Below are 2,441 nucleotides of genomic sequence, written 5' to 3'. Positions count from 1 at the left end.
GACGACTGAGCCACAATCATCAAAAAGCAACTGTCACGGCAAGTTATAATTTACACCAACAACATAAACAATTAGTAAATATCACTCATTTTTATTGAGCTCCTCGTCACCCCCCAAAAAAATAAACAAAAAAATCACCGAAGCGAGCCTTAAAAAATGTCGTGAATTGATCGCTTAGCGTTGCATAAAACTAGTGACTAAAATTAAATCTATTACACTATAAAAGCACTCGGTGTAGCCCTGACTGTAGCAGTGTCAATTAGCTAAACGGGACAGAGCTCGCAAGCACTCTTATCCGAAAGTTATAACCCTTTCGATGTTAAACGTGCCACGTGCTCGACAAATAGTTGAACAGGGTTGGTACTGCTGGTAACAATCCCCGCAGTTTGATTGATAGCATCCAGGTGATCCATTGAATAATCAGAGCGAATAACTTTGCCGAGATGCATACTATAGCGCCCAACCAACCCATCATTCTGTAAACGTTCTTTTGTGAACAGAAATGAGAGGGCAACCATTGAAATATGCAGCGGATCAAAATTATTGAGCCCCTGCTCAATCGGGTTGTAATTAATCACCCCACCCCAAGAATAATAATAAACGCCGTTCTCATATTCTTTACCTTCTCCTCCCCAATTGCTTGGCAAACCCTGCGGATATTTGGCATTGAATTTAGCGACGCCTTCGCTGGTGAGCGAGTTAAGCGCTGCGACACTGTCTTGTGGCAGGGAGGGACGACCAGTCATAATGGAAAGGAATGAGCCAAAAGCGTTCATCACTGCGCCCGCAATATCTTCTGGAAGGGAGCCTGGTTTCATCGCCAAACGGACCAGATCGGCAATTTCTGAGCCAAAGTTTGCCCCATTAACGGAGGTAACAGACGCAACCAGTTCGGGATGAATGGCGGCGACGTAGCGACAGGCCAAAGGGCCTTGGCTGTGGCCAATCAGGTTGACCTTGTGGGATCCGGTTAACTGGGTGACTTGTTTTACAAAACTGAGCAATTGTTCACCACGAGCTTCATTACTGTTTTCTGCCGATATAGAGGCAGTGAATACAGTAGCTCCGGCTTTTTCCAGTGCTTGCTGAATACCGAAAAAATAAGGATAGATTCCAGCAATCTTATCGAAACCACTGAAACCGTGAACGAGAATAATGGGATATTTTAATGAATTAGACATGATGAATACCTTTCAGGATTATTTGTCCATGTGGTCGAAATAAATAGTAAATTAAGGTGATGATTCCAATCCGTCATTACTGTTGTGTGGCGAGTAATACAAAGAATGCCTAATGGTGACGCTGTTGATCATTAATAAAACATGCGCTTTTCAATGAAGGTATCCGCCCATTCCACAAACAAAAAAGCCCTGACTTATGTCGGGGCTTATCATTTTTGAAGTCGGTTACGGTTCCGGCGTCAACATCTAACGATGTGCTGACTACATACCTTTAAATGTACTTCTGTGGTGGCGAGGAATTCGCCGACGTCGTTTCACTGGTGTTCCACTGGTATCCCCACATATCGGCGCCGGCTTTCACCACATTCGGCTGGATACTGTTTCACAACGATTGGATTAACCAATCCAGTACCCATGCGAATGTAGAAATGAAAAAAGACCAAAATTAAATAGCACCATAATTATTGCACCAATAACTAGTATACAGCTCATCAATGACCAATGTATTTATTTTGACACTCATTAAATATTTCAAGTATATGGACGTGAGCATATAAAAGCTCACCTGCAAATTTGGAGAAATCATTATGTGTAAAATTATAAAGTATGGAGCGGTAGCCTTGTTGTTTACAATAGCAACCCCTACGTTTGCTTGTGTCTCTATGGGTGTTAGTCACACGTGTAATAAAGATTGTAATTCTTGGTCAGAGCCCTGGTACGCACTTTGTATATATGGTGGAGAACAACATCGATAGCTAATACAAAGCCCCTGAGCAATTAACTCAAGGGCTGGAAAGTTGCCTGTCTTTCCCGACTGTCACTTCACATCAGTAAGGTACACTTAGCTTCTTTTGGAAAGTCGATAGTGTGTATCGTTGATTTACCCAGCGCTCATGCGAATGAGCCCTCCAGTAATTACAGCTCCCACCAATAATTCAACGGCATTGCTGAGAGATACTATCCGTCCCGCGAGGGCATATCTCTGAAGAACTTGGGTACGGCATTGGTATCCAACTCCAAGAACAAGCAGACAATGCTAAACACAAAACAACAGCAATTAACATTCTCATAAATCACATCCCTATCGTTTGTTAAGGGAATATATCAAAATATTAATAACCCATTTTTAAACGAATAGTGATTTACTTAAAATAAAAAGCCTCGGCGATTAACCGAGGCTTTGAATTTGGTGCTGTGATAGCTGACCCTGTAACCGTACCAATGATAATGCAATCCTTGCACCAAGGTAACTATCACAGC

General features: G+C 42.3%; 1 protein-coding gene. It reads right to left on the bottom strand.

All coding sequences use genetic code 11. The features are described 5' to 3' along the window. Positions 1-302 precede the first annotated feature (302 nt). Positions 303-1,181 carry a lipase family alpha/beta hydrolase gene (locus V1952_RS21085; protein ID WP_420075478.1) on the bottom strand — a complete coding sequence of 293 codons (879 nt, stop codon included), beginning with the start codon at positions 1,179-1,181 and terminating at the stop codon, positions 303-305. Between the last annotated feature and the right edge of the window lie 1,260 nt (positions 1,182-2,441).

Source organism: Yersinia sp. 2542 StPb PI (assembly GCF_048593855.1).
In the GTDB taxonomy this organism is placed as follows: Bacteria; Pseudomonadota; Gammaproteobacteria; order Enterobacterales; family Enterobacteriaceae; genus Yersinia; species Yersinia enterocolitica_E.
This window is presented reverse-complemented; position numbering and strand designations above follow the sequence as displayed.